We start from the raw sequence: 26591 nt of genomic DNA, 5'->3' as shown, positions 1-26591 counted from the left end.
GGCGGGCGGTGTTAGATCGCCGCGCCATGGCCAAGACCTCCTCGAACCCGAAGAAGTCCCTCCGCTCCGCGTACTCCGGCGCCCGCAAGGCGGACCCCCGTCCCATCACCGGCAAGGAGAGGCCGGCGGAACTGCTCGCCCACGCCTTCAGCGCCTACGTGGGCCGCCAGGAGCGCACCGCGTTCGAGCTGATGTCCAAGTCGATGGAGGACGACGCGTCCATCTTCCTCACGCTGTCGGGCGCGATGACGCCGGCGGGTCTGCACCAGAGCTGTCTGATTCCCCTCATCGAGAAGGGCGTCATCTCCGCCATCACCACGACGGGCGCGAATCTGTACCACGACGCCCACCGCATCATCGGCCACGCCATCAGAGAGGTGAACCCCAACGCGGGCGACCTCCAGTATCGGCTGGCGCGCATCATCCGCATCTACGACCTGGGTTTCTGGGAGGAGGCGCTGCTCGACACCGACCGCCTCTTCTCCGCCATCATCCGGCAGCCCGAGTTCCAGAAGAAGATGACCACGCCGGAGTTCCACTTCCTGCTCGGCAAGGCCATCCACGGAATCGAAAAGCAGCTGGGCGTGAAGCAGCCGTCGCTCCTGTCCACCTGCTACAAGCACGCGGTCCCCATCTGGGTGGGCGCGGTGCAGGACGGCTCCATCTTCCTGAACATCGTCAAGCTCAAGCGCCTGCTCGGGCCCGAGTTCAAGTTCGAACTCGACATCAACGATGACGTCTACTCCATGGCGGCGATGCAGCACTTCTGCCGGCACAACGGCAGCAAGCGGCTGGCCATCTGGATTCTGGGCGGCGGCGTGCCGAAGAACTACACGCTCCAGGGTGAGCCGCTGCTGGACCAGATTCTCAACGTCCCCACGTCGGGCTTCGACATCGACGTGCAGTTCTGCGTGGACCCGGTGGACAACGGCGCGCTGTCCAGCTGCCCCGCGGGCGAGGGCCACACCTGGGGCAAGGTCTCCGTGGAGGCGGTGGAGACGGGCTCCGTCTACGTCCACTGCGACGTGACGGCGGTGTTCCCCTGGCTGACGCACGCGCTGCTCAACGAGCCGAAGAACAAGCGCAAGCCCATGCGGCTGATGGACCGGCTGCCGGAGGCCATCACCTTCCTCGACGCCGACGTGAAGAAGCGCAGCAAGGCGCTGATGAAGACGCTGGACTGGAGCGTGGAGGAGGCGGAGCCTTCCACCAAGAAGGACGCGAAGAAGCACGAAGCCTACGTCCGCTGAACGCCCCAGGCCCCCAGGCTCCAAGGAGCTTCCGACCCATGAGCACGCAACAGCCCCCTGCCACCGGCGTGGTGATGACCCTGGTCAGCCACGCCCAGTTCAAGACGCAGCTCACCCACGGCCCCTCCAGCGCGGGTCTCCAGACGGAGGCGCCTCGCGACAACGGCGGCACCGGCGGCAGCTTCTCGCCCACGGACCTGGTGGGCGCGGCGCTGATGTCCTGCGCGGTGACGACGATGCACTTGTTCGCCTCGCGCGAGGGCATCGCCCTGGGAGAGATTCGCGCGAAGGTGGAGAAGCGGATGACGCCGCCGCCGCGCCGCATTGGCGAACTGGTGCTGGACATCCAGATGCCCGCGGGCCTGTCCGCCGAGCACCGTGCTCGCCTGGAGCAGGTGGGCCGTGAGTGTCCGGTGGCTCGCAGCCTCCACCCCGAAGTGAAGCTGCCGCTGACGTTCAGCTACCCGGACTGAGCCGGCGCCCGGCTGTCCGGCCGTCCTCCAGTGGAGCCTCCGGGCCTTTGCTGCCCGGAGGCTCCCGCGTGAGAACCCTTCCCCCGCGGCGGTGTGGGCCGCGTGGCCGGGAGGGGCGGCATGGATGCGAAGCGACTGGGTATCTATCTCAGCGATCACCACGCGGGCTCGGTGGCGGGCATCGCGCTGGCGCGGCGCACCGAGTCGGAGAATCACAGCAACCCCGTGGGCCACTTCCTGGCCGCGCTCATCCCGGAGCTGCGCCAGGACCAGCGGACGCTCGAGGCGGTGATGCGGGCCCTGGAGCTGCGCAAGGACCCGCTCAAGTCCCGCGTCGCGTGGGTGATGGAGAAGGCGGGCCGCCTGAAGCTCAACGGCCACTGGGTGCGCTACTCGCCCTTGAGTCGCCTCATCGAACTGGAGGGCCTGTGCACGGCCACCGAGGGCCGCATGTCCCTGTGGAGCACATTGGCGCGGCTCCAGCTTCACGACTTGCGGCTGGCGGGCTTCGACTTCGAGTCGCTCGTCGCCCGGGGTGAGCTGCAACAGGCGGGGCTCCAGCGGCTGCGCGCCCGCGCGGCGGATGTCGCCTTCGCGGACGAGCCCACGCCCTTCGGCGCCGGGGAGCCCGCCATCGCCAGCTACTGAAAACACCACGCCCCCCGACGCTTCCCCTGGAGGGGCGCGGCGGAGGGCGGGGTTTGAAGCGTCGAAGGCGAAGTGACTACGTGCCCGACGGAGACACCGGAGGACGGGTGGCGTCCGGCACCGGCACCAGACGGAGCTGGCTGGCGCTGCCCGCGAAGGTCGCGTCCACGCCGCGCTCCAGGTACGTGTAACCGGACAGGCCGTCCTCGTACATGCGCAGCAGGGTGCGCGACTCGTCCAGGGAGATGCGGCCCTGGCGCAGCGCCATCTCGGTGAACTTGCGCAGCCGGGCCACCAGGTCATCCCTGCTGTAGCTGACGTAGTTCAGCACTTCCGTCACGGTGTCACCGGCCACCACGTGGTCGATGAGGTAGCCCCCGTTGGGCGCCAGCGACACCTGCACCGTGTGCGTGTCCCCGAAGAGGTTGTGCAAGTCGCCGAGGATCTCCTGGTACGCGCCGACCAGGAAGATGCCCAGGTAGTAGTCGTCATCGTTGAGCGCGTGCAGCTCCAGCGCGTCCTTCACCTCGCGCTTGTCGATGAAGTGCTCGATCTTGCCGTCCGAGTCGCAGGTGATGTCCGCCAGCGTCGCGCGGCGCGTCGGCTTCTCCGCCAGCCGGTGGATGGGCATCATCGGGAAGAGCTGGTCAATCGCCCACGAGTCCGGCAGCGACTGGAACACGGAGAAGTTGCAGAAGTACGTGTCGCTGAGCGCCTTCTCGAGCGAGTCCAGCTCCTCGGGAATCTCGCCGGCCTCCTTCGCGATGCGCATGATCTTGTGGCAGGTGGCCCAGTAGATGTTCTCGGCCGCCACGCGCTGCTCCAGCGACAGGTGACCCAGCGAGAAGAGGGTGAGGCTCTCCTCCTTGGCGTCCTGCGCGTCGTGCCACGCCTCCAGCAGGTTCTTGTTCGTCACCTCGCGGAAGGTGGACAGGAGGTTGCGCACCACGGAGGGCGCCTTCTCGTCCACCTTGTCCGGCACGTGGGCCGGGTCGAACTCGCTGGTGCCCAGCACGTCCACCACCAGCACCGCGTGGTGCGCGACGACGGCGCGCCCCGACTCGGAGACGAGCGTCGGGTGCGGCACGCCAGCGCGGTCACACGCCTCCATCACGCCGAAGACGACGTCGTTGGCGTACTCCTCCGTCGTGTAGTTCATGGAGGAGGCGAAGTTCGTCTGGGAGCCGTCGTAGTCCACGCCCAGGCCGCCGCCCACGTCCAGGTACTTCAACGGCGCGCCCTGACGCGCCACCTCCACGTAGAAGCAGCCCACCTCGCGCAGCGCGTTCTTCACGTTGCGGATGTTGGAGATCTGGCTTCCCAGGTGGAAGTGCAGCAGCTCGAACGCGGGCAGCAGGCCCGTGTCCTTCATGAAGCTGATGCAGCTCATCAGCTCCGACGAGGACAGGCCGAACTTGGAGCGGTCTCCACCGCTGGCCTCCCACTTGCCGGCGCCACGGGTGGACAGCTTCACGCGCATGCCCAGCCGCGGGGTGATGCCCGTGCGGCGCGAGACCTCCGCGATGAGGGGCAGCTCGCTGGGCTTCTCCACGACGAGGATGACGTTGCGGCCCAGGCGCGAATAGAAGAGGGCCGTCTCGATGTACTCCTCGTCCTTGTAGCCGTTGCAGATGACGAGCGCTTCCTCGTTCTCCAACAGCGCCATCACCGCCATCAGCTCCGGCTTGCTGCCGGCTTCCAGGCCGTAGTTGTAGCCCTTGCCCGCCTCGATGATGGTCTCCACCACGTAGCGGTGCTGGTTCACCTTGATGGGGTAGACGCCCCGGTAGCCGCCCTTGAAGCCCTGGTCGGCCATGGCCTTGCGGAAGGCCTCGTTGAGGTGGACGACGCGGTGGCGCAGCACATCCGTGAAGCGCAACAGCAGCGGCAGTCCAATGCCCCGGCGACGAACTTCGTCCACCAGGTCCTTCAAGTCCATGCTGGGGGCCTGGGGGCCGTCCGGATGGACGCAGACGTGGCCCTTGTCGTTGATGCCGAAGTAGGGCGAGCCCCAGTTCCGGATTCCATAGAGCTCGTGCGCGTCAGCGAGGGTCCAGCGGTGCGGAGGGGCGTTTGCGGGCATCGGCGGTTCGAGGCTCCCAGGGAAATGGAGGGTGGACTCCAGTCAACACTGGAGGGGCGCGGGAACTATAGGAAAGCCCCCCCGCATACAACAGCCGGCTGAAGGGACAGCAAGCTGGCGGGCAGGCGACCACCCCGGGCCCCTGTCCTGGCGGGCGGACCTTCCATCTGATTCCTACCCTTTGGACGGAGTGTCGGGAGGACGCGTGGATAGAAGGGAAGGGTACATGGAGTCGTCCGCACGCAGGGAAGAAGCGCCGCTGACCCCTCGGGAAATCTTCGAGCGACTGGACCGCTACGTCATCGGCCAGGACGCCGCCAAGCGGGCGGTGGCCATCGCCGCCCACAATCACCTCAAGCGCGTGCAGGCCCGGAGGCTGCGTCGGCAGTCGCTCATCAAGAAATCCAACATCCTGCTCATTGGCCCCACCGGCAGCGGCAAGACGCACATCGCCCGCAACCTGGCGGACATCCTCCAGGTGCCCTTCACCACCGTGGACGCCACCGAGTACACGGAGGCGGGCTACTACGGCAAAGACGTGGAGGTGATGATCTCCGACCTGCTCCTCAAGGCGAACCACTCCGTCGAGGACACACAGCGGGGAATCATCTTCGTGGACGAGGTGGACAAGATTGCCCGCCGCTCCCAGGGCGCCCGCAACGGTGCGGGCAGCCGGGACATCGGTGGAGAGGGCGTCCAGCAGGCCCTGCTGAAGCTCCTGGAGGGCCGCGAGGTGTACGTGCCGCTCAACGTCACCCAGGCCTGGAACAAGAGCGACTTCGTCCAGGTGGACACGCGGGACATCCTCTTCATCTGTGCGGGCACCTTCAGTGACTTGCACGACGCCGGCGACGAGGCGTCCTGCAGGCCCCTGGGCTTCGGCGCGGACGACGCCTCCAAGCGGCTCCGCAAGCGCATCAGCACCCGGCAACTGGTGGAGTTCGGGATGCTGGCGGAATTCCTCGGCCGCCTGCCCGTGGTGGTGCAGTTGGATTTGCTGGGCGAGGCGGACCTCATCCGTGTGCTCACGGAGCCGCCGGACTCCATCGTCCGGGAGTTCCGTGAGCTGTTGGCCATGGACGAGCTGGAGTTGGAGTTCGACGACGCGGCGCTGCGCGAGGTGGTGCACTACTCGGTGTCGCGCGGGCTGGGGGCTCGTGGCCTGCGCTCCATCCTGGAGCACGTGATGGCGGACATCATGTTCGAGGCGCCCGAGCGTCGGCGTCGGCAGTTGAAGGTGGACGCGGACTACGTGCGTCCCCGGCTGGTGGGGCTGGACGCCGTGCAGCTCAACGTATGACGTCCCCGGCATGCTCCGAGGCCCGGGCCGCCGCTCCCAGTCGGGCGGCGATGTCCGGGTCCTGGATGAGCTGGAGGACCAGGTCGTTGCGCAGGAGCGCGGCCGTGTCGCCCCGGACGAGCGCCTGCTTCACCTTGTCGTCCTGGAGGAGCCGCTGGAAGCGCGGGTCCTTGCGCAGGGCCTTGAAGGCGGGGTCGTTCTTCAGTGACGCCGCGCGCTCCGGGTCCCCCGCGGCCTTGGCCACCTGGACCATGTCGTCCATGGGGGCGAACTGGGTCATCTCGAAGAGGTTGTAGCGGCGCGCGGCGTGGGCGGCCAGGGAGTCCTTGGGCGACACGCCGATGCGCTTGCCGGCGACGATGACGTGCTGCTCGAAGAAGGTCATCGCGCTCAGGGCCATCCAGGCGAAGGCCGCCGTCTTCCCCGCGCCCAGCACGAAGCCGAGGAACCGGTCGATGCCCCGGTTCTCGTTCTGCTTGCCCGTGGCGAGGAAGCGCTGGAGCAGGGTGCCCAGCGCGTAGCGCACGGTGAGCCACACGCCGACGAAGAGGAGCACCGTGCCCAGCAGGAGGCCCAGCAGCAGCGGGCCGTCGAGCGCCTCCGCCAGCCGGGGGGCGACGAAGGGGCCCAGCCGGCGCGAGGCGAAAAACCCCAGCGCCAGGCCCACCCAGTTGGCCACCTGGCGTGAGGCGCCGGTGAGGGCGCCGATGAGCCCGAAGAAGAGCACCATGCCCAGGATGATGAGGTCGATGACCATGGGGCTTTGCCGCGCCTCCGGACGACGTCAGCGAATCTTGAACGAGTCGCCCTTGGCCTTGGCTTCTTCAGACAGGCGCTTCTGCGCCTCGGCCAGGCTCTCCTTGTAGCGGGGATTGGAGGGCTCGTAGGTGAGGGCCATCTTCAAGTTGCGCTCGGCGGCGGACCAGTTGCCGGCGTCGATGTCCTTCTGGGACTGCTGGTAGAACTGGCGCCCCTTGGGGTGGGTGCCAATCTGTTCTTCCTGCTCCTTCTTCGCGGCGGCCTTCGTCTCGGATTCGGACGCCTCGGTGAAGCGCAGCTTCTGCGCGCGCTCCGCGCCCGTCACATCGACGAGGTACTTCTTGCGCTTCGTGTCGTCGCGCAGGACGTAATAGGCCTCGGTGACGCGCTTGTAGAGCTCGTGCACCTGCTCCTTGAGCTGCTTGTCGTCGATGTGGAAGAAGCGGTCCGGATGGTAGGTGCGGCTCTCCCGGTAGAACGCCTTCTTGATGTCGGCGGGAGTGGCCGTGCGCTCCAGCAGGAGCACCTCGAAGTAGTCGAGTTGGTCCAGCTTCGCGCAGCGCGACTGGAGGTCCGCGAGCTGGTGTTCATCCAGGCCCGGGCCCTTGGCCGCGCTCGGCGGTGGAGGCGGCGCCATGGGCGCGATGGAAGGGACCGCCGGCGCGATGGGCGGCACCATGGGGCTGATGGCCGGAACGCGGGGCGCCGTCATCGGCGGGATGCCCGGGACGGTGGCCGCGGCGGGAGGTCGGGGCGGCAGGTCCGAGGGCGCCAGTGCCGGCAGCGACATCGTGGGCCGTGCGCCCGGACGTGCCTGCGGAGCTGGGGTCGGCGGCGGAGGCGGGACGACCTGTCCGACGGCGAGCGTCGGAGGTGGACGGGGCGTGAGCGCGGGACCCCGTGGCGCGGCGCCTTGCGGCGGTACGGCCGGGGCGATGCTCGGAACGGTGGTGTGGGGCGGTCCCGCCAGGGGAGTGGTCGCCGGACGGACGGAGGGGGCCGCCGGGGCGATGCTCGGCACCGCGGGCGCGATGGACGGGACTCCAGGAGGAATGCTCGGCACCGCACCATGGGGCGCGGCGCCAGCGACGGGAGGTGGCGGCGGCACGATGGCGCGAGGCGCGACGGGCGGAGGCGTCAGGGGCGAGGTGCCGGCGGATGCCACGCGAGGCGGGGTGCCCGCGACAGGCGGAGGAGGCGGCACGGTGCCGACAGGAGCCGCGCGAGGTTGCGTGCTGGCGACAGGAGGCGGCGTCGGCGGCGTGAGACCCGCGGGAGTCCCACGCGGCGCGGGGCCCGAACCTGGAGGAGGCGGCGGCACCGTGCCGACGGGAGCCGCCCGGGGGGGAGTGCCGGCGACAGGAGGTGGCGTCAGCGGCGCGAGACCGGCGGGAGTCCCACGCGGCGCCGGGCCCGAACCTGGAGGAGGCGGCACCGTTCCCACGGGCGCAGTGCGAGGCGCAGCGCCAGCGACGGGAGGAGGTGTCAGCGGCGCGAGGCCCGCAGGCGTCGGACGCGGGGCGGGGCCCGAAGCGGAGGGGACTGCGCCCCCGGGTGCCCCGCCCGCGACAGGCGGGGGAGTCAACGGCGCGATCCCGGAAGGTGCGCCTTGGGGCGAGGGCGGTGGTCCTGCTCGCGCGGCGGGGGCTGTGGGCCTCGCTGTCGCTTGAGCCTGCGGCGTACCCGTTGCGGGACTCGCGGGTGCACCGCCGGCGGCGGGCATGGCAGCAGCCACCGTGGGCCGCGCACCTGTTGCCGGAGTCGCGGGCGCACCGACGGCGGGAATGCCTGCGGCGATCGATGGCCTCGCACCCGTTGCTGGAGTCGCGGGCGCACCGACGGCGGGAACGCCTGCGGAGACCGTGGGCCTCGCACCCGTTGCTGGACTCGTGGGTGCACCGACGGCGGGAATGCCTGCGGAGACAGTGGGCCTCGCACCCGTTGCTGGACTCGTGGGTGCACCGACGGCGGGAATGCCTGCGGAGACAGTGGGCCTCGCACCCGTTGCTGGACTCGTGGGTGCACCGACAGCGGGCATCGCGCCCGCTACCGAGGGCCTCGCACCTGTCGCCGGAGTCGCGGGTGTACCGACAGTGGGCACCGTGGAGACCGTGGGCCTCGCACCTGTCGCCGGAGTCGCGGGCGCACCGACGGCGGGAACGCCTGCGGAGACCGTGGGCCTCGCACCTGTCGCCGGAGTCGCGGGCGCACCGACGGCGGGCATGGCGGCCACCGTGGGCCTCGCGCCCGTGGGCGTGGAGGTGGGGCTTCCCACCGAGGGCAGCCCCGTGGCGCTCGTGCGCTGCGGCGTGGGCGCGGTGATGGCGGGCACGGACACCGTGGGCCGCTGCGATGGAGGCACGGCCGGCGCCGCGACGCCCGGAGGTCTTGCTGTCGGCACCCCAGCGGGCGCGGCTTCCGTTCCGGGAGGACGCGGCGGGGCGGCGGCGGGAGGCCTGGCCACCGGCGCCGGAGTGGGCGGCACGGGGCCCGGGGTGGCCGCCGTCATCCGCGGAATGGCGGGGCGCGCGGGAGCCGCCGGTGTCCCGGGCGGGCTTCCCGGCGGCCTGCCGGAGCTGGGATCGGAAGGCTCGGACATCGCGCTCGTCTACTGGGCCACGGCGGGCAGGTCGTTGTTGTTGTGTCCGGCGAGGCGGGTGCTCCGGTTCGCCTGGATGGACTTCTGGATGTCGTCCTCCGACATGCCAGACGACAGGGTGATGGTCGTCGACGTCTTCTGTCCTGTCTCCGTGTCACACGCGGACACGTTCACCAGGCCGTCCGTGTTGATCTCGAACGTGACTTCGATCTTCACCTCGCCGCGATAGCCGATGCGGAAGCCCGCGAACTCGAACTCACCGAGCATCTCGCACTCGTCGGCCCGGTTGGACTCGCCCTGATACACGCGAATCTTCACCTTCTCCTGCCCGTCACGGCTGGTGGTGAACGCCTTCGAGCGGTCGATGGGCACCGGCGTGTTCTTGTCGATGATCTTCTCGGTGTACCCACCCACCGTGCCGATGCGCAGCGTCAGCGGCGTGACGTCCACCAGGAACGTCTCCGTCTTGCTGTCCAGCAGCGCATGCGACTGGAGCGCCGCGCCCATGGCCACGACCTGGTCGGGGTTGATGCCCTCCAGCGGAGCCTTCTGGAAGTAGTGCTTCACGGAGTTGCGGATGATGGGCAGCCGCGTGGGCCCGCCGACGAGGATGACCGCGTCGATGTCCGCCGCCGTCAGCCGCGCGCTCTGCAGCGCCTCGTCGCAGACCTTGAACGTGCGCTGCACCAGGTCCATCACCATCCGGTTGAACTGGTCCTGGTTCAACGTGTGGCGCAGGTCCATCACGTTGCCCTGCGCGTCCTGGCAGATGCCCGCGCAGAGGATGTCCGCGGAGCCCGTCTGCCCCACGTCGATCTTCGCCTTCTCCGCGGCCTCCTTCAGCATCTGCAGACAGAACTTGTTCTGCCGCAAATCCAACCGCGTCTTGCCCAGGAAGTCGTCCGCCAGCCACGTCATGATGCGGTCGTCGAAGTCGTCGCCGCCCAGGTACGTGTCGCCCGCCGTCGCGAGCACCTCGAAGACGTCCTTGCCGATCTCCAGGATGGACACGTCGAACGTGCCGCCGCCCAGGTCGTAGACGACGACGCGCTGGTTGACGTCCCGGCCAAAGCCGTACGCGAGCGCCGCCGCCGTGGGCTCGTTGAGGATGCGCAGCACCTCCAGCCCGGCGATGCGGCCCGCGTCCTTGGTGGCCTGTCGCTGGTTGTCGTTGAAGTACGCCGGAACGGTGACGACCGCCTTGGTCACCTCACGTCCCAGGTACGTCTCCGCGACGGCCTTCATCTCCTTGAGCACCAGCGCGGAGATTTCAGGCAGCGAGTACGCACGCTCCCTCACCCCGATGCGCACCGAGTTGTTCTCGCCCTCGACGATGCGGTACGGCATCACCGCCTGCGCCTTCTTCACCTCGTCGGAGAAGTAGTAGCGACCGATGAGCCGCTTGGCCGAGTACACCGTCGTCTCGGGGCTGGTGATGATGTTCTTCTTGGCCGCGTTGCCCACCAGCACCGAGCCATCCTCGAGGAAGGACACGCAGGAGGCATGCGTCGTCTCTCCCCACTCGTTGGGGATGACGATGGGCTGGCCATCCTGGACCACCGACACGCACGAGTACGACGTGCCAAGGTCGATGCCGATTGCGATGTCGTCCGACATTCCATCTCCGGTGAAGGGTCTAGCCCGAGGCCGTCGGTGAAGCGCCCGGAGGTTAGGAGCCTCCGGAAGAGGTGTCAATGTTCGATCAATGTAAAGCCCAGCCATTTCAAGCACTTAGCGAAGTGGCAAGGGGGCGTGCCCGCTGGCTTGAGGGGGGGAGGGGACGTCATTATCTATGGAGCAAAGGAGTTCTCCCTCATGTCCGTCGTCCTCGCAGCCCTCACGTCAGACCCGAACCTGCTCAGGTGCGAGCTCCACCGGCTCGCCGAGCAGGTGCTCGTCCAGACGGAGCCTCGCGCCAACGCGGTGGGGGTGGGAGCGTACGCCCAGGACGAGGTCCTCCTGCGCCGTTTCTCCAGCGCGGAAGGGGAGCCCTCGCTCGTGGGGCTCGCCCCACCGGGTGAGTCGGAAGCCCTCTTGTTCCACGCCAGCCGCATTCCGGTGGGCCAGTCGCTGGAGGAGAACACCCAGCCGTTCCGCTCGCGCCGCTGGCTGTTCGCCCACCAGGGCAGTGTCAGTGGCTTCGACGAACTGCGCGCGACCCTGTTGGACTCGCTGCCAGAGCACCTGCAGCGTCAGGTGCACGGCGGAACGGACAGCGAGGTGCTCTTCGCGCTCTTCCTGCGTCACCTGCGTGACGTGGGGCGCACCGACGACCCCCGGCTGGAGGCGCACGTCGCCGGTCGCATGCTGGCGGACACCGCGCGCGAGGTCATCAAGCGCTCCGTGGACGCGGGCATCCCTCGCGCGTCCACGCTCAACCTGGTGGCCACCAATGGATACCTCCTCGTGGCCTGCCGCTTCGGCGAGGAGCCGCTGTTCTATTCGCGACTCGAAGGCGGCGCGGAGTGCGTGCCCTGCGGAGTGACGGCCAGCTCTTCAGAGTCGCAGCCCGCGGTGGGCGCCCACCGGCGTCGCCGCACCGTCGTCCTGGCCAGCCACCTGAAGCGCCCGGGGAGTTGGGTGGAACTGCCTCGTGGAACCACCCTCGCCGTGGGGTTGGACCTTCAGGTGCAGTTGCTCAACGGCGGCTGAGCCCGGAAGGCGCTCTCCTGGTCGAACGCCCACGCACTTCGCGTGGGTCGTTCCCGCCCCGTGGCTCTCGGAGACGCTGGAGCTGAAGTGACGGATTCCCGGAGCATCCCGGCACAAGCGGGTGAAGCACGGGAGTAAAACGAAAAAACCCAGGAATCTAGACGCCTCTTCCGGGAAACCGAAGCGGATTCCATGGGTGGAATGTGAACCGCTTTACAGGCCCCGCAGATTTGTTGCCTCATACTGGCGTAATTCCAAGGGTTTTACTCCGGGAATGAGTTTTGCCGCTGCCACTGCCTTCCTCTGCTTCGCTTGAGTCCCGGCTGTCCGTCGTTGTTCGCCATCCCGTGGATGCGGTGGTGGCGGCCTCGATGGGCCGGCGCTTCGCCCGGGACGCGGGATTGTCGGCGGCCTCCAGCGCGGAGGTCGCGGTGGTGGTGAGCGAGCTGGCCACCAACCTGGTGCGTCACACGCGGGCGGGCGGGACGGTGGAGGTGTGGTGTGAGGACGGCTGGCTCTGCATCCGCTCGCTGGACCGGGGCCCGGGCATGGCGGAGCCGGAGCGGCTCTTCGTCGGCCGCGAGGGACGCCCAGGGCCTTTGCCAGGAGAGAGCCTGGGTGAAGGCGGCGCCGCCGTGCGACGGCTGACGGACGAGGTCCGCGTGTCCAACCGCGAGGGCGGTGGCCTGGAAGTGTTCGCGCGCAAGCGCATGAGACTGGAAGCAAGGAGACCGTGGTGAGTCGGGGCGTGACGAGTACACAGCTGCTGGGCGTCTTGCAGCACTTCATGACGGAGACCGCCGCGCGGCTGGTGCTTCGAGGAACGCTGGAACCGCTGCGATTGTCGGCGGACACACTGGGCGCGGCGGAGCTGCCGCGGGTCATCGAGGCGCTGGAGCCCGCCACGCGCCACTTCGTGGACCCGGCCCGACGTCCGGACCTGGCCGCGCGGTTGCGGGCCCTGACGGCGACGGCCACCGTCCCCTCGGGGTTGAGCGCCACGCGCGAGCCGACGCCGGCCCCCGCGACGACGACGATGGACGCGCGGCCCACCACGTACCTGGTGCGGACGGAGGCGGACGCAAGCCATGCGCGGCTCGCGGCGCGCGCGCTGTGCGAGTCGATGGGGGGACGCGGCTATGAGTGCCAGAAGGTCGCGACGGCGGTGAGCGAGCTGGCGCGCAACCAGATCTCCTACGCGGGCGGCGGCACCATCCAGCTCATCCCCGTGCAGACGCCGCGCAAGTTGTTGCGCGTGCGCGCGGAGGACCAGGGGCGGGGCATTCCAGAGCTGGAGCGCGTGCTGTCGGGCACCTATCGGAGCAAGACGGGCATGGGCCTGGGCATCCTGGGCGTCAAGCGGCTGGCGGACCGGTTCGAGGTGAAGACGGGCGCCACCGGAACGCAGGTGGAGTTCGAGGTGTGGCTGTGAGGTTGTCCATCGCCCACCGGACCCGTCCGAAGGTGGGCGAGGTGGAGAACGGCGACGGCGTGGTGGTGCGCGTCGACGGGCCGCACACGCTGCTGGCGGTGGTGGACTCGCTGGGCCACGGGCCCGCGGCGGCACAGGCGACGGCGGAGGCCGTGCGCTGCCTCGGCCAGGCGCCGCTGGGCCCGTCCGTGGAGCCGCTGATGGAGGCGCTGCACGCGGCGCTGCGCCATGGCCGGGGCGCGGCCATCATGCTCGCCGTGTTCGACGGGCACACCCTGCACTGTGGCGGCGTGGGCAACGTGGAGCTGCGCACCGTGGGCACGCGCGTGCCCGTGCTGCCCACGCCGGGCATCCTCGGCCAGTCCTTCCGCACGCTGCGCACCGTCTCCACCGTGCTGTCGCCCGGAGACCGTCTGGCGGTCTTCACCGACGGCTTGAGCTTTCGCCTGGACCTGGAGCTGGTCCGTACGCAGTCCCCCGATGCGGCCTGCGCGTTCCTGATGGAGCGCTTCGGCCGTGTTACCGATGACGCCACCGTGTTGGTGGCGGATGTGGAGCCGTCGTGAGCCACCCGGACAGTCCCCTCCCTTCGCGCGACCTGTCGCGCATCCCCATCATCCCCCTGTGGGGACAGCTCATCGTCCCCCTCCAGGGCGACATCACCGACGCGCAGGCGGCGCAGCTCTGCTCGGACGTGCTGCGCGACATCCAGCGCACCAGCGCGAAGGGGATGGTGGTGGACATCTCCGGCCTGTGGCTCGTGGACAGCCACCTGTGCGCGGTGCTGGCGCGGCTGGCCGCATCGGCCCGGCTGATGGGCACGCGCACCGTGCTGTGCGGCATGGGCGCCGACGTGGCGCTCACCCTCCAGAGCATGGGCATCCAGCTCGACGGCGTGGAGACGGCGCTGGGGCTGGAGGAGGGACTGTCGCTGCTCGGCGTCCGGGCGGTGGGCGCGCGCACGGCTGAATCGGAGCGCGAGGAGGCCCAGCGCCTCGCGGACGAGATGCTCGGCATCATCGCTCCCCCCGTGGCCAGGAACGTCGTCTGAAGGAGACCCCATGAGCACCGCCCTGCCCACACCCCTGACCGTCGACCCCGAGCGCGTGGGGCGCATCATCGACGTCCTGTCCCTCATCTCCGTGGGGGAGTTCTCGCCCGAGCGCACCACCATCTCCATCCGTGAGCAGGACGAGCTCGCCGCGTTGGAGGAGACGCTCAACGTCTTCGTGCGCGAGCTGGCCACCACCCGCCGCGAGCACGAGGAGGCCCTGACGCGCCTGGCGGCGAGTCACCGCGAACTGGAGGAGAAGCTCTCCACCATCGACCGGCAGCGCGACGCCATCCGCGACCTGTCCACGCCCATCATCGAGCTGTGGGAGGACATCCTCACGCTGCCCATCGTCGGCGTGGTGGACACGCAGCGCTCCGTGGAGATGACGGAGCGGCTCCTGCAGCGGGTGGTCCAGGGAAAGGCCCGCTGCGTCATCATCGACATCACCGGCGTCGAGGTGGTGGACACGATGACGGCCAACCACTTCATCAAGATGGTGAACGCGGCGCGCCTGCTGGGCGCCTACTGCGTGGTGACGGGCATCAGCCCGCTGATTGCCCAGACGCTGGTCCAGATTGGCGTGGACCTGCGGGAAGTGAAGACGCTCGGCAGCCTGAAGGAAGGCCTGCGCGATTGCTTCCAGCACCTGGCCGGGCGTGGCGGCAACACCTCCACCTCCCGGCGCTGACCCCTTCGACTTCCGAGAGGAGACACGGCATGGTCCGCATGTGGACGTTCGGTGACAACAAGGTGTGGCTCGAGTCGCCCGACATCATCCGACTGGTCAACGTCGGGGTGTTCGACCTCAAGCTCCTCCACGAGCTGAACCAGGTGGCGCTGGAGCTGAGTGCGACGCATCCCCGGCTCTATCTGATCTCCGATGTGCGTCGCGGGACGAGCATCTCCGCGGACGCGCGCAAGACGCTGAGCGAGAACCCGGAGGCGATGCCCTTCGTGGGCACCGTCCTCTTCGGCGCGAGCTTCGCCTTGCGGACCATGGCCAACATGATGGGGCGGGCCTCGGCCCTGCTCGGGCGGACGCAGGGCGCTCCATTCGGCATGGTGGAAACGGAAGAGGAAGCCCGGAGCTGGGTGGCCGCCCAGCGCGCGCTGCAGGGCGCTGCCCGAGCCTCCTGAAGGGGCTGTCCGGAGGAGGCGCGAGAACCTCCGGATGCCGACCCGCTCACCGCCGCCGGCGCAGCCCGAGCAGGCCCACCCACGCCAGCCAGACGAGGCCGAGCGGGAGGGCGCCCGCGGTGCTGGAGCAGCCCACGCCGCCTCCCTCCACCAGGCTGGGACGGATGACGTTCCACTGGTGATGGGCGGGAGTTATCTGCACGTTCCCCGCGATGTCCGTCGCCAATACATCCAGCGAGTGGATGCCCTCCGACAGCGAGCGGACGGTGAGGGGATTCTCACAGGGCGACAGCTCCACGCCGTCCAGCGTGCACTTGAAGCCGGAGACGGGCTCGGAGGTGTTCAGGGTGAAGGTGACCTCGGAGAGCGTGCTGGTGCCCGTGGGGCCCCCGCTCAGCGTGGTCGTCGGCGGCAGGCTGTCCACCGTGAAGGTGCGAGGCGTGGACTTGTCGCCAATGTTGCCCGCCATATCCGTGGCGAAGACCCGCAGGTCCTGCAGCCCGGTGACGATGGCCAGCGTCACCGCCACCGTCCACTCGCCGCGCTCGTTGGCCAGTGTCGTCCCCACCGTCAGTCCGTTGAGGGTGGCGGTGAGCGTCGTCCCCGGCTCCGAAGTGCCGGTGATGGTGTAGTTGTCCGGCCTGACGATGGCGTCGACCGTCGGGGTCAGGACGACGGGGGGGGCGGGCTTCGAGGTGTCCACGGTGAAGGCGTGGGTCGTGGAATCGGGGCCGTTCCGCTTGAAGGCGTCCGTGCAGTACGCATTGACCCGATGGAGCCCATCCGACAGGGCCGCCGAGGGCGTGAACTTCCACTCGCCCGTGCTGGCGGTGACCGTGATGGTCGGCTCCTGGGGCAGGTCATCCAGGCGCACGGTGAGGACGCATTGCTGCGGGGCCGTGCCGACGATGAGCGGCGTCGGCGAGTTCACGAGCGCGGCATTCGCGGGGGTCCGCAGCTCGGGCTTGCCCGGGAGCTCCAGGTCGAGCGTGAAGGCGCGCGTGATGCGAGGCCCCTCGTTGCCGGCGAGGTCCACCGCCTGCACCAGCATGTCGTGCCGCCCGTTGGCGAGGCCCTGGGGAGGCACGTAGAACCACTCCCCCGCGCCGTCCACGGTGACGCCTGGGAGGCTGACTCCATCCAGGGTGATGAAGATGGTGCTGTCCGCCTCCGCCGTCCCTTCGATTCGAGGGGTGGGGGTGGTGAGAATCGCGTTCTGGATGGGCTTGGAGACCACCGTGGTGGGAGGCGTCGTATCCACGCGGAAGGACCTCGAGGAGGACGGGTCCCCAATGTTCCCGGCGAGGTCGGTGGCCTGGACCTGAACGTCGTGTCTCGCCTGGCTCAGCCCCGCCACCGGGGCGAACGTCCAGGCACCGGTGCTCGACGCCGTCACGGCGCCCGCCAATGCGCCGTCGATGAAGATGCTCACCTTGGCGCCCGCCTCGGTGGTTCCGACGAAGTCGGGGCGCGCCTTGCCCACCACGGCATCGGCGGCCGGGCTGGTGAGGATGGGAATCGCCGGGCGGGAGGCATCCACGGTGATCTGGATGGCCACGGAGGGGGCGCTCTCGTTCTTCGCGACGTCGGTGGCGGTGGCCGTCACGGTGTGGGGGCCATCACCCAGCGTGGTGCTTATAGGCACGGCCCACTGTCCGCTGCTGTTCGTCACCGCCGTGACGAACACGGCCTCGTTGATGAGGAGCTTCACCATGCTCAGTGGCTCGGCGGTGCCCTCGAAGGCCGTTCCGTTCGCGTTGACCAGGGTGCCCGTGGTGGGTTTCAGGATGGCGGGGGCGCCAGGGGGCGTCACGTCCACGGTGAAGCGGACCTCCGCGGGCGCACTGGTGTTGTTCGCGGGATCCGTGGCGGTGGCTGTCACCAGGTGGGTGCCATGCGGATATTCCACCAGGGTGGGCAGTGACCAGTTCCCGCCGCCATTCACCACGGCGGTGCCGACGAGGTCCCCATCCACGAGGACTCTCACGCTGCTGCGGGGCTCGGCGGTGCCGGAGAAGCCCGTTCCGTCCTCGCCCACCACGATGTCCACGGTCGGCGTCAGGATGACGGGCGCGGCGGGGGGCGTCAGGTCCACGGTAAAGGTGGACGTCGCGGTGGTGCTCGTGTTGTTCAAGGCGTCGGTGGCGATGGCCGTCACCGTATGCGAGCCCGCGCCGAAGCCCGTGCGAATCGCTATCGACCAGGTGCCCTCGGCGGTGGTCTGCGGGGACGCGATGAGGCCGCCGTCGACGCTGACCCGGACGGTGCTCAGTCGCTCGGCCGTGCCCGAGAAGGCCGTGCCCGCGGCGCCCACCACGGTGTCGGGATTGGGGGTCTGAATCACGGGAGCCGCGGGGGCGGTGATGTCCACGGTGAAGGTGGACGTCGCGGTGGCGCTCGTGTTGTTCGACGCGTCGGTGGCGGTGGCGGTCACCGTATGTGCCCCGTCCGTGAAGCCGCCCTGCGTGGGCAGGGACCAGGCGCCGGAGGTATTGGCCTGGGCGGTGCCGACGGGCGCGCCATCCACGCTGACCTTCACCGTGCTGTCCGCCTCGGCGGTACCGGAGAAGCCCGTTCCCGCGGGGCCCACCACCGTGGTGGAGTTCGGCGTCTGGATCACCGGCGCGGTGGGCGCCTCGATGTCCACGGAGAAGTGGCGCTCCGCGACGACGCTCGTGTTGCCCTGCGCGTCGGTGGTGGTGGCCGTTACCGTGTGAGGGCCGTGCGTGAAGGTCGTGCTGACGGGCAGGGACCAGGCCCCCAGGCCGTTGGCCTGGACGGTGCCATGCGCGGCGCCATCGACGCTGACCTTTACCGTGCTGTTCGCCTCGGCGGTGCCGGAGATCCCCGTGCCAACGGGGCCCACCACCGCGCCTTCGGTGGGAACCAGGATGACAGGCGCGGAGGGGGCGATGATGTCGACGACGATGCCATGGCTGGCGGTGGCGCTGAGGTTGTTCGCGGCATCGGTGGCGGTGGCCGTCACGGTGTGGGCGCCGTTCGTGAATCCCGTCCGGACGGGCAGGGACCAGGTGCCGGTGCCGGAGGCCTGGATTCCGCCGACGGACTGGCCATCCACGTAGACATTCACCATGCTCAGGTTCTCCGCGGTGCCGGAGAACGAAGTGCCGGCCGGGCCGATGACCGCGCCCTCCGCCGGCGTCTGAATCACGGGCGCGGCGGGAGCGGCGATGTCCACGGTGAAGGTGCTCTCCGCGGTGCTGCTCGTGTTGCCGAGCGCGTCGGTGGCGATGGCCGTCACGGTGTGCGTTCCATGGGTGAAGCCAGCCTGGGGCGCGAGCAGCCAGTTCCCACTGGGGCCGGCCTGGGTGGTGCCGACGGGCGCGCCATCCACGCGGACCGTGACGGTGCTCACGTTCTCCGCGGTGCCGGAGAAGCCCGTTCCCGCCGTGCCCACCACGGTGAGGGGGTTGGGGGTCTGAATCACGGGCGCGGCGGGCGGCGTCACGTCCACGACGAAGCTGATGGCCGTGGGGAGACTGGTGTTGTTCGCCGCGTCCGTGGCGGTGGCGGACACCGTGCGGGTGCCGTTGGCGAAGCCCGTGCTGACAGGAAGGGACCATGCCCCGCCGGGGCCGCTCGCCTGGGCGTTGCCGATGGGCACTCCGTCGACGCTGACGCTCACGGTGCTGTTCGCCTCGGCGGTGCCGGAGAAGCCCGTGCCCGCGGGGCCCACCACTGTGTCGGGATTCGGCGTCAGGATGACGGGCGCGGAGGGCGCCGCGGTGTCCACGGTGAAGGTGCGGGTCGTGGTGGGGCCCACGTTGTTGCCAGCATCGGTGGCGGTGACCGTCACGGTGTAGGAGCCGTGCGTGAAGCCCGTCTGCGTGGGCACCGACCAGGCGCCCGTGCCAGTGGCCTGCGGGGTGCCGACGACGGTGGTACCCACGCGGACCGTCACGGTGCTGTTGGCCTCGGCGGTGCCGGAGAAGCCCGTTCCAGCGGTGCCCACCACGGCGCCCGAGGCGGGCGTCTGAATCACGGGGGCAGGGGGGGGCGTCTTGTCCACGGCGAAGGTGCGCTGCGCGGTGGGGCTCGTGTTGCCGGCGGCGTCTTTGGCCGTGACGGTCATCGTGTGCGAGCCTTCGGCGAGCGAGGTGTTGTTGGGCAGGGACCAGGCGCCGGTGGTTGCGTGCGCCGTGGTGGTTCCAATGAGAAGGCCGTCCACGAGGACTGTCACGGTGCTCGAGTTCTCGGCGGTGCCGGAGAAGGTCGTGCCGGCGCTGCCCACCACGGTGCCCGCGACGGGCGTCTGAATCAGGGGGACAACGGGCGCCGCCGCGTCCACGGCGAAGGCGTTCTCCGCGGTGGGGCTGATGTTGCCGACGCCGTCGGTGGCGGTGGCCGTCACGGTGTGCGGCCCTTCATCCAGGGAGCTGCTCGCGGGAACCGTCCAGGCACCGGTGGTGGCGTGCGCCGTGGTGGTGCCGACGAAGGCTCCGTCCACGTGGACCGTCACGATGCTGTTTGCCTCGGCGGTGCCGGAGAAGTCCGTTCCAGCGGCGCCCACCACGGCGCCCGAAGCGGGCGTCTGAATCACGGGGACGGCGGGGGGCGTCTTGTCCACGGAGAAGGTGCGCTGCGCTGCGGGGCTCGTATTGCCAGCGGCGTCTTCGGCCGTGACAGTCATCGTGCGGGAGCCCTCGGCGAGCGAGGTGTTGGTCGGCAGGGACCAGACACCGGTGGTGGCGTGCGCCGTGGCGGTGCCGACGAGGAGGCCGTCCACGAGGACCGTCACGGTGCTGTTTGCCTCGGCGGTGCCGGAGAAGTCCGTTCCAGTGGCACCCACCACGGTGCTCGCGGCGGGCGTCTGAATCACGGGGACGGCGGGGGGCGTCTTGTCCACGGTGAAGGTGCGCTGTGCGGCGGGGCTCGTGTTGCCAGCGGCGTCTTCGGCCGTGACGGTCATCGTGCGGGAGCCCTCGGCGAGCGAGGTGTTGTTGGGCAGCGACCAGGCGCCAGTGGTGGTGTGCGCCGTCGCGGTGCCGATGAGGAGGCCGTCCACGAGGACCGTCACGGTGCTCGAGTTCTCCGCGGTGCCGGAGAAGCCCGTGCCAGCGGTGCCCACGGCGGCGCCCGAAGCGGGTGTCTGAATCACGGGGGCGTCAGGCGCCGCCGCGTCCACGGTGAAGGCGTTCTCCGCGGTGGGGCTGATGTTGCCGGCGGCGTCGGTGGCGGTGGCCGTCACGGTGTGCGGCCCTGCTCCCTGGGAGCTGCTCGCGGGCACCGTCCAGGCACCGGTGGTGGCGTGCGCCGTGGCGGTGCCGACGAAGTTGCCATCGAGATAGACCGTGACGGTGCTCGAGTTCTCGGCGGTGCCCGAGAAGTTCGTTCCAGTGGCGCCCACCACGGCGCCCGAAGCGGGCGTCTGAATCACGGGGACGGCGGGCGGCGTCTTGTCCACGGTGAAGGTGCGCTGCGCGGTGGGGCTCGTATTGCCAGCGGCGTCTTTGGCCGTGACGGTCATCGTGCGGGAGCCCTCGTCGAGCGAGGTGTTGTTCGGCAGGGACCAGACGCCGGTGGTGATGTGCGCTGTGGCGGTGCCGATGAGGAAGCCGTCCACGAGGACCGTCACGGTGCTGTTTGCCTCGGCGGTGCCGGAGAATCCTGTCCCGGCGCTGCCCACCCGTGCGGCGTTGATCGGCGTCTGAATCACCGGTGCGACGGGGGCCGTCTTGTCCACGGAGAAGGTGCGCTGCGCGGCGGGGCTCGTATTGCCAGTGGCGTCTTCGGCCGTGACGGTCATCGTGCGGGAGCCCTCGTCGAGCGAGGTGTTGTTCGGCAGGGACCAGACACCGGTGGTGGCGTGCGCGGTGGCGGTGCCGATGAGGAGGCCGTCCACGAGGACCCTCACGGTGCTGTTTGCCTCGGCGGTGCCGGAGAAGCCTGTTCCGGCGCTGCCCACCCGTGCGGCGTCGATCGGCGTCTCAATCACCGGTGCGAGAGGCGGCGTCGTGTCCACGGTGAAGTGGCGCTCGGCGACGGGGCTCGTGTTGTCGTCGGCGTCGGTCGCGGTCGCGGTCAGCGTGCGCGCCCCATCGGTGAGCGCGGTGCTCGTCGGCAGGGACCACGTTCCGGTAGGGCTCGCATCGATGGTGGCGTAGGGGACGCCATCCAGCAGGAGGTCCACCCGGCTATCGGGTTCGGCGGTGCCCGAGAAGTCGGTGCCGCCGGTGCCCACCAATTCCCCTTCGGTCGGCGTCAGAATCACGGGCGCGAGCGGGGGCGCGAAGGCTTCCACGGTGAAATAGACGGGGTCGCTCGACAGGCTGCTCAGCCCTTCGAACTCGGCGTGCGCGGTGAGCGAGTAGACGCCGTCATCGAGGTCCGTGGGCACACGGGCAGAGAAGTCCCCGGAGGAGCCCACCGGCGTGGCGGGAAACTCCCACTCCGGCGTGGCGGGGCGCTCGATGTTGCCCATGCGCAGGAAGACGGTGGCGCCGGGATCTCCCGTGCCCGTGACGACTGGCGTCGGAGCGGTCAGCGCCTGGCCATCGCCGGGCGTGGTGATGACCGGCGTCCTCGGAATGACGAGCGCGTGCTCCACCAGCGTGACGTCACCCGGTTCACCCACGCTCGTCCCCACGTCGCCGGAGACGCTCTCTCCGCCCGTCACGCGGACGGGACAGCCCGTCAGGGTGCCTGCCTGGAGCAGCACCTTGCCACCCGCTCCCGGGCCAAATCCCTCCTGGGCGCCAAATGACTCCGCGGGAACCCCGGGCCCGCCCTGGGCCATCAGCGCTTCGCACTCGGCGCTCTCCACCAGCCGCGCGGAGATGCTTCCTCCCTCGCCACCGCCCTCGGTGCCCAGGTCCCACGGCAACGCCTGGCCATTGGCTTCGATGCGGCCCGCGCCCGTGAGCTTGCGCGCCCGGAAGAAGACGACGCCGCCATCACCCAGGGGCTGCTGACGCAGCAGCGCGCCGCTCGCGGTGATGACCCCGCCGTTGTGCAGCGTGCCGGAGGCCAGGAAGGCCACCACGCCACCAGAGGTGCCATTCCAGCTCCGGGCCTTCAGCTCCCCGGTCGGATGGATGGTGACGCTCGTGTACTCAGGCACGCGGATGACCTGCGTGGACAGGGGCACGAAGTCATTCAGCACGGGACGCGTCAGCGTCAGCACGGCGCCCCGCACCCGCGCCACTCGCGCCAGCTCCCAGACTCCCCCCGGGCTCTGCTCCCGAGGGCCAAAGGTGAACGTGGCCACGGACGAGGCCCGCACGGGGCCGACGCCCAGCGTCTGCAACACCATCACCAGGTCACCCGCGACGAAGCCCTCGGGGGCGTCGACCTGAAGCTCGTGGTCCCCCTTGCTCAAGGGCGACGTCACCGCGGCATAGCTGTTGATGACCCGGCTCTCATGCGCCTGGACGGTCAGCGTCTCATCACGCCCCGCGCCGAGCCCGAAGACATCCGCCTCCGCGAATGCGGGAAGCGCGACCAGCGCCAGGGCGCAGGTCAGAAGGTGCATCCATCCCGATGATTTCATGGCGAGGCTTCCTGAGTGGTCGGCAGCATGAGGAGGAGCTCAACCCGGCGGTTTCGCTCCCGGCCCTCGGGGGTGCTGTTGCTTTGAGCGGGATGCTCCGGGCCGTAGCTCCGGAGCCGCAGCTTGTTGGGGGACACCCCGTGTTCCACGAGGTAGCGCCACACGGCCTCGGCGCGGCTTCGGCCCAGGCGTGGATTGAACGTCTCCGCGGTCGAGTCATCCGTATGACCGTCGACCGTCATCATCTTTACCGCGGGATTCGTGAGCAGCATCTCCACGGCGCGGTCCAGGTCCGCGGACTCGGCGGGCAGCTCCGTGCTGCCACTGCGGAAGTACACCTTGCCCTCGAGCACGAAGCGGTCCCTCGACACGTTCGCGATGGGCGACATCTCCCCGGGGTTCGGAATCATCGAACCCTGGCTGCTCTGGAACTCGCTCGCGCGCCTCGTCGGGATGGGCAGGGGCACGGACTCGTGGACGATGCTCGTGTCCGAGTCCGGTCGCGAGTCCTCCCCCAGCATGTACGAGAAGGACACGCCCGCGAGCAGCCGGAAGAGAGGGACGCCCGGCTCCGCGCCGAAGCCCAGGCCGCCGAGCGCGAACAGCTCCACGCCGTCCCGGGGCGCATAGCGCCCGCCTCCTAATAGTTCCACCGCGCCGCGTGCCTGCTTCCAGGAGAGGCCCGCGTTGAGCGCCAGCTCCGCCCGCAACGGCGAGCCCACCGTCATCAACCCCGCGCCAATCCGGAGCTCACTTCCCAGCTCACGTGACTCCAGCGTGGGGACCTGGATGACCGCGGTGGGGCGCACCAGCATGCCCAGCTCGAAGGACGGAGCGAAGCGGGTGCCCAGCCTTCCTCCCACCATCACCTTCGCGAGGAGGCTCGTCTCCGCTTCGCGCGCCAGCGCTCCCTGCGTTCCCATGGGGAGGAAGACCCCCACCTCCGCGGCCAGGTCCACGGAGTCGTCCTCCTCCGTGCGCAAGAGCCCCACGCGGGCACCCACTCGCGGCGCGCCGACGCCATGGCGCGTGGGGGCGATGACCCCTTGCGACGTCAGGTCATCTCCCTCTCGCTGGGTCAGCACGGGCAGCCGGACGTCCAACTGGAGCCGGGAGCTCAGGCCCCAGCCCATGACGAACACCGCCGTCGAGCGACTGCGCAACAGGGGCATGTTCTCCCCCTTGGCGTTCAATGTCAGCGGCTCGTGTTGGTAGTGACCGAGCACCATCACCCGCAGCTCGCCGTCGCGTAGCACGGTGCCGCCGCCCGTCGCCAGCGGGCCGGGGCCTGGATTCACCTCCAGGCGCTCCAGGGCGAATGCTGGAAGGGACGCTGGCTCCTGGGCGCGAGCCACCTGCGCCAGCAGCAAGGCCGCCAGAGTCCATCTTCGCTGCCACCTGGCGCGCCAACCGCTCATCCGCATCCCATGGCACGTGACAGACAAGGGGTTCATGCGGGAGACAGCCCGCGGACACGTGCCGGGTTGAGGCCGAGAGCAAGGCACGTACCAAGGCCGCTGCGTCGCAAGCACCCCAGGCGAGGCCTCGTCATGCGTGCCGGTGGAACGCGGTTGCGTCCTCGCGGACCGCAAGCGAGGCGCAGGGCGGCGGGTTTCGGGGCCAGGGGCCCGGCTTCGGGCTGGCACGGAACGGGCAAGTGCTCGCGGACGCATGGCCTTCCAGGAACGACTCGCGCTGTCCCTCACGCTGACCCAGGGCGGGCAGACCTTCGTCATTCCCGGCGGACAGGTGGAGGCCTTCTCCGTCCAGCTCCTGCCGCACGGCTTCACCGCCTCGGTGCGCTTCTGGACCGGACTGGAGAAGGATGACGCGGCGCTCTTCACCGCGTTCTCCACCCAGGACCTCCTGGACGTGAAGCTCTCCATCATCAAGGGGGGCTACCCTGTTCCGAAGACGCCGCCGGAGCCGCTCACCCTCCATGGGCTGGCGCGTGCCCGGGGGATGGAAGCTCGGACGCACGGCCCGGTGGAGGGCGCGCCGGTGCGCTTCCGGCGCTACACGGTGGAATTCGAGGACGCCGCCCGGGTGCTCTGGCGCCAGCATCGTCCCACCGAGCTGCGCACGGACACCACCCTGGCGGCCCTGCTGACGGAGCACACGGCGGGGGCCTTCGCGCTGGACTGTGACTGGGACGTGCTCGACGAGAAGCGGCCCCTCATCTGTCTCGCGCTGGGAGAGGACGCGCCGGGCGTGGGCTTCCATGACTTCGTCGCGTGGCTTGCGGCGAGCCGGGGCGGCGTGTGGACCTATGACAGCGTGAAGGACCGCTACGCGCTCCTGGGCCGCAAGGCGCCCGTGGGCACGGCCGCGCCCCTGTCACGCGAGAAGGTGGAGCGGGTGGAGGTGGTGATGCCGGCCGTTCCCAGGCACGCGGCTCGGGTCCTCAATGTCTCCGCGCTCAAGCCCTCCACGCTGGATGTCCCGGCGACCGTGGGAGTCGTGGGGCTCCATCAGGACCATCTGGTGCGCACGCCCATCGTCTCCCAGGTGGAGCAGCGGCAGACGCTGGAGGTCTCCCGCCTGCGCGTTCCCCAACGACGGATGCGACTCACGTTCCGCCACTACCCCACCGTCGCGGTGAATCCCGGCGCGGGGATTCGGCTGGAGGGCGTGCTGTGGGGCAGCGCGGCGGTGGGGATGGGGGAGGACCTGCGTTCCGTGGAGCTGAAGCTGGAGGCTCGGACGCTCAACGAAGGGCCTCACGCGGGGCTTCAGATGCAGGACGCGGGTTTCACGGTGGAGATGTCGCTTCTGGTGGAGCGCACGACGGACACCACGGTGACGCTGCCGGTGCATCGGGCGCCGCGATATCCCATCCACGTCGAGGGCAAGGTGCTCAGCCCTGGAGGCGGGGAGAAGGACCGCATCTATCTGCTGTCGGAGGACAAGAAGACCTCGGTGCTCACGTGGCGGGTGACGGTGCCGCTGTGGAACAAGGCGGTGAGCGTGCCGGCCGAGCCGGGCTTCTTCCCCGGACACTTCTACTTCCCGCCGTACAAGAACGCGCGCGTGCTGGTCGCGCTGCACTTCGACCGGGCGGAATTGCATCGTCACCTCGACTGGGCTGACGCCGCGCGGCTTCCCCAGGCAGGGCAGGGGGACGGAATCCTGCTGGGGAAGAACGACACCAGTCAGACGTCCATCGTCCACGACTACCAGGACATGAAGCCCGTGTGGCACCTGCGCCGGGTCTCCGGTCCGGACACCGAGACGGTGCGCATGGCCGAGGGCGTGATGATGTTCCGCACGAAGGAGGAGCCAGGCGCCGCCGCCGCCGAGTCCACCTACGATGTCTCGCCGCAAGTCGAGACGGCGCGCGCGGACCTCACGGCGGGCGTGAGCGGGGCCATGGGCGAGACGACCGCCGCGTACAAGACGGCGGCCGGTGCCTCTCAAGCGAAGCTGGACGGCGCCACGGCGGAGACGCAGGCGAAGCTGGAGGGCGCTCAGGCGGCGGTGAACGCGAAGGTGGCCGAGACGCGCGCCGCGCTCAACGGGGCCCTGTCGGGACTCAACGGGAGCACCGCTCCGCTGGATGGGGCCGCGGCCGAGGCACGCGTGGCGCTGGAGCGACTCAAGTGACGCGCGAGGACCTGTCGCCCGGGCACGGCCCATGGGCGCGAGTGACGTGGGGCCTCCATGCGTGGGCCCGGAGCCGAAGGGAGGTCGAACC

The 26591-nt window shown here is 69.7% G+C and carries 18 protein-coding genes; 12 read left to right on the top strand and 6 right to left on the bottom strand.

All coding sequences use genetic code 11. From position 1 onward, the window contains the following. Positions 1-26 precede the first annotated feature (26 nt). The 3 genes from HUA75_RS19515 (at position 27) to HUA75_RS19505 (ending at position 2371) form a co-directional block, all read left to right on the top strand. Positions 27-1250 (top strand): deoxyhypusine synthase family protein, encoded by a 1224-nt coding sequence (locus tag HUA75_RS19515; RefSeq protein ID WP_141642914.1) that lies wholly within the window; start codon positions 27-29, stop codon positions 1248-1250. A 38-nt stretch (positions 1251-1288) separates the two neighbouring features. Continuing rightward, positions 1289-1723 carry an OsmC family protein gene (locus tag HUA75_RS19510; RefSeq protein WP_141642915.1) on the top strand — a complete coding sequence of 145 codons (435 nt, stop codon included), beginning with the start codon at positions 1289-1291 and terminating at the stop codon, positions 1721-1723. A gap of 120 nt (positions 1724-1843) precedes the next feature. Further along, positions 1844-2371, top strand: coding sequence for a hypothetical protein (locus HUA75_RS19505; RefSeq protein WP_141642916.1), 528 nt, complete (start codon positions 1844-1846; stop codon positions 2369-2371). A 76-nt stretch (positions 2372-2447) separates the two neighbouring features. Here the strand turns inward: HUA75_RS19505 and speA are convergent, their stop codons facing one another. Next, entirely contained in the window at positions 2448-4454 is a 2007-nt protein-coding gene (gene speA / locus HUA75_RS19500) for a biosynthetic arginine decarboxylase (RefSeq protein WP_141642917.1), read from the bottom strand. A gap of 226 nt (positions 4455-4680) precedes the next feature. On the opposite strand from speA, the gene clpX reads away from it, so the two are divergent. Then, positions 4681-5754: an ATP-dependent Clp protease ATP-binding subunit ClpX gene (gene clpX, locus HUA75_RS19495; RefSeq protein ID WP_174487252.1), complete on the top strand. Its 1074-nt coding sequence runs from the start codon at positions 4681-4683 to the stop codon at positions 5752-5754. Here clpX and HUA75_RS19490 read toward each other — a convergent pair. The 3 genes from HUA75_RS19490 to dnaK all read right to left on the bottom strand — a co-directional run bounded on the left by HUA75_RS19490 (position 5744) and on the right by dnaK (position 10729). Beyond that, positions 5744-6511, bottom strand: coding sequence for a CvpA family protein (locus tag HUA75_RS19490; RefSeq protein WP_141642919.1), 768 nt, complete (start codon positions 6509-6511; stop codon positions 5744-5746). The genes clpX and HUA75_RS19490 overlap by 11 nt on opposite strands. A 27-nt stretch (positions 6512-6538) precedes the next feature. Next, positions 6539-7303 (bottom strand): J domain-containing protein, encoded by a 765-nt coding sequence (locus tag HUA75_RS19485; RefSeq protein WP_141642942.1) that lies wholly within the window; start codon positions 7301-7303, stop codon positions 6539-6541. A 1818-nt stretch (positions 7304-9121) separates the two neighbouring features. Continuing rightward, positions 9122-10729: a molecular chaperone DnaK gene (gene dnaK / locus HUA75_RS19480; protein WP_141642920.1), complete on the bottom strand. Its 1608-nt coding sequence runs from the start codon at positions 10727-10729 to the stop codon at positions 9122-9124. Positions 10730-10927: 198 nt separating this feature from the next. On the opposite strand from dnaK, the gene HUA75_RS19475 reads away from it, so the two are divergent. From HUA75_RS19475 to HUA75_RS19445, 7 genes are all read left to right on the top strand, one after another. After that, positions 10928-11764 carry a class II glutamine amidotransferase gene (locus tag HUA75_RS19475; protein ID WP_141642921.1) on the top strand — a complete coding sequence of 279 codons (837 nt, stop codon included), beginning with the start codon at positions 10928-10930 and terminating at the stop codon, positions 11762-11764. A gap of 359 nt (positions 11765-12123) precedes the next feature. Further along, complete coding sequence (locus HUA75_RS19470; RefSeq protein ID WP_371746148.1) at positions 12124-12504, top strand: ATP-binding protein; 381 nt, start codon at positions 12124-12126, stop codon at positions 12502-12504. Then, complete coding sequence (locus HUA75_RS19465; protein ID WP_371746147.1) at positions 12501-13196, top strand: ATP-binding protein; 696 nt, start codon at positions 12501-12503, stop codon at positions 13194-13196. Before HUA75_RS19470 ends, HUA75_RS19465 begins: the two co-directional genes overlap by 4 nt. Further along, positions 13187-13762, top strand: coding sequence for a SpoIIE family protein phosphatase (locus tag HUA75_RS19460; RefSeq protein WP_371745574.1), 576 nt, complete (start codon positions 13187-13189; stop codon positions 13760-13762). Before HUA75_RS19465 ends, HUA75_RS19460 begins: the two co-directional genes overlap by 10 nt. Then, on the top strand, positions 13759-14247 hold the full coding sequence (locus HUA75_RS19455) for an STAS domain-containing protein (RefSeq protein WP_174455022.1): 489 nt from the start codon (positions 13759-13761) through the stop codon (positions 14245-14247). The genes HUA75_RS19460 and HUA75_RS19455 overlap by 4 nt, the downstream gene beginning before the upstream one ends. Before the next feature lie 10 nt (positions 14248-14257). Then, positions 14258-14938 carry an STAS domain-containing protein gene (locus HUA75_RS19450; protein ID WP_141642923.1) on the top strand — a complete coding sequence of 227 codons (681 nt, stop codon included), beginning with the start codon at positions 14258-14260 and terminating at the stop codon, positions 14936-14938. A gap of 29 nt (positions 14939-14967) precedes the next feature. Then, complete coding sequence (locus tag HUA75_RS19445) at positions 14968-15387, top strand: STAS/SEC14 domain-containing protein (protein WP_174487251.1); 420 nt, start codon at positions 14968-14970, stop codon at positions 15385-15387. A 46-nt stretch (positions 15388-15433) separates the two neighbouring features. Here the strand turns inward: HUA75_RS19445 and HUA75_RS47745 are convergent, their stop codons facing one another. Then, a complete protein-coding gene (locus tag HUA75_RS47745; protein WP_217446152.1) occupies positions 15434-22897 on the bottom strand; it encodes an Ig-like domain-containing protein in 7464 nt (2487 codons plus the stop codon). Then, complete coding sequence (locus tag HUA75_RS19435) at positions 22894-24267, bottom strand: OmpA family protein (protein ID WP_141642926.1); 1374 nt, start codon at positions 24265-24267, stop codon at positions 22894-22896. Before HUA75_RS19435 ends, HUA75_RS47745 begins: the two co-directional genes overlap by 4 nt. A gap of 301 nt (positions 24268-24568) precedes the next feature. Between HUA75_RS19435 and HUA75_RS19430 the strand changes: the two genes are divergently transcribed. Then, positions 24569-26500 carry a hypothetical protein gene (locus tag HUA75_RS19430; RefSeq protein WP_174487249.1) on the top strand — a complete coding sequence of 644 codons (1932 nt, stop codon included), beginning with the start codon at positions 24569-24571 and terminating at the stop codon, positions 26498-26500. Positions 26501-26591 lie beyond the last annotated feature (91 nt).

It is taken from the genome of Myxococcus sp. CA040A (assembly GCF_013336725.1).
GTDB lineage: Bacteria > Myxococcota > Myxococcia > Myxococcales > Myxococcaceae > Myxococcus > Myxococcus llanfairpwllgwyngyllgogerychwyrndrobwllllantysiliogogogochensis.
Note: the sequence above shows the minus strand (reverse complement) of the source record. Positions and strands in the feature narration are given on the sequence as shown.

Coding starts and splice junctions, on each gene's coding strand:
- HUA75_RS19490 (WP_141642919.1), bottom strand. CDS start 6,511: ATGGTCATCGACCTCATCATCCTGGGCATGGTGCTCTTCTTCGGGCTC.
- HUA75_RS19475 (WP_141642921.1), top strand. CDS start 10,928: ATGTCCGTCGTCCTCGCAGCCCTCACGTCAGACCCGAACCTGCTCAGG.
- HUA75_RS19515 (WP_141642914.1), top strand. CDS start 27: ATGGCCAAGACCTCCTCGAACCCGAAGAAGTCCCTCCGCTCCGCGTAC.
- clpX (WP_174487252.1), top strand. CDS start 4,681: ATGGAGTCGTCCGCACGCAGGGAAGAAGCGCCGCTGACCCCTCGGGAA.
- dnaK (WP_141642920.1), bottom strand. CDS start 10,729: ATGTCGGACGACATCGCAATCGGCATCGACCTTGGCACGTCGTACTCG.
- HUA75_RS19445 (WP_174487251.1), top strand. CDS start 14,968: ATGGTCCGCATGTGGACGTTCGGTGACAACAAGGTGTGGCTCGAGTCG.
- HUA75_RS19430 (WP_174487249.1), top strand. CDS start 24,569: ATGGCCTTCCAGGAACGACTCGCGCTGTCCCTCACGCTGACCCAGGGC.
- HUA75_RS19505 (WP_141642916.1), top strand. CDS start 1,844: ATGGATGCGAAGCGACTGGGTATCTATCTCAGCGATCACCACGCGGGC.
- HUA75_RS19485 (WP_141642942.1), bottom strand. CDS start 7,303: ATGTCGCTGCCGGCACTGGCGCCCTCGGACCTGCCGCCCCGACCTCCC.
- speA (WP_141642917.1), bottom strand. CDS start 4,454: ATGCCCGCAAACGCCCCTCCGCACCGCTGGACCCTCGCTGACGCGCAC.
- HUA75_RS19450 (WP_141642923.1), top strand. CDS start 14,258: ATGAGCACCGCCCTGCCCACACCCCTGACCGTCGACCCCGAGCGCGTG.
- HUA75_RS47745 (WP_217446152.1), bottom strand. CDS start 22,897: ATGAAATCATCGGGATGGATGCACCTTCTGACCTGCGCCCTGGCGCTG.
- HUA75_RS19510 (WP_141642915.1), top strand. CDS start 1,289: ATGAGCACGCAACAGCCCCCTGCCACCGGCGTGGTGATGACCCTGGTC.